Consider the following 429-nt stretch of genomic DNA (forward strand, 5'->3'; position numbering starts at 1 on the left):
CCTTATTCAGTCGGTATTGGTGTATATTGCTGTTGCGGGAGTCATTTCCCTTGTTGGACGGCCTGTAGTGATTTTCCTTCGCAACCATTTAAAGATCCCGAATAAAGTTGCAGTGGTTCTTGTCCTGCTACTGGTGTTAAGCAGTTTTACTGGTTTGATCACCATCTTTATTCCAATTGTTGTGGAACAGAGCAAGAACCTGGGGCAGATAGACATGGATGCCTTCACCCGCGATCTTAATGAATTGAACAACCAGATCAACAACTATTTAGGAGTCGAAGAGATCGATATCATTGAAGGTATCAAGCAAACAGAATTCATTCGCAATTTCGATATCACTACCATTCCGCAGTATCTCAATAACTTCTTCGGAATATTGGGAGCCGGAATCATCGCCGTGTTTTCAGTGATTTTTATTTCCTTCTTTTT

1 protein-coding gene is annotated in these 429 nt (G+C 41.3%); it reads left to right on the forward strand.

The features are described 5' to 3' along the window. A partial coding sequence (locus HC176_RS16745; RefSeq protein WP_167920153.1) for an AI-2E family transporter occupies positions 1-429 on the forward strand: 429 nt, incomplete at both ends.

The sequence above is a fragment of the Tamlana crocina genome, from assembly GCF_012037625.1.